We start from the raw sequence: 340 nt of genomic DNA on the forward strand, positions 1-340 counted from the left end.
ATCGACCTTCGCGGGACGATCAAGCAACTTTTTTCGACGCTCGATCTCCGCTAACACCCGCGGGTTCTTTAGCAACCGATTAGCTTCGATGCTAGCGGTGCGCTGGCTGTATCCGGCTGCGACTGCGGCGTTTTTCCCTTTTCCATCAACGAGATACGCCTCTACGAACAGCCGTTGCTTATTCGTTAGCGACATTAGCAACTCTCGTAAAAGGGGAAATTTTCTGCGCGTGAGAGAGCAGTCGGTGTCCGAGCCTCGAACCCACCAGACTTTCGACACCCCCTCCCCCCCAAACACTTGCTCAACGTCCAAACCGCCCCGCAGCCTCCGCCGCCGTCTT

At 56.5% G+C, this 340-nt stretch carries 1 protein-coding gene; it reads right to left on the reverse strand.

The features are described from left to right. Positions 1-195, reverse strand: a 195-nt coding sequence (locus tag QCE79_RS34935; protein WP_309852514.1) for a terminase small subunit, incomplete at its 3' end; no start/stop codon positions are given. Between the last annotated feature and the right edge of the window lie 145 nt (positions 196-340).

The organism is Caballeronia sp. LZ003, from assembly GCF_031451465.1.
Taxonomy (GTDB): Bacteria; Pseudomonadota; Gammaproteobacteria; order Burkholderiales; family Burkholderiaceae; genus Caballeronia.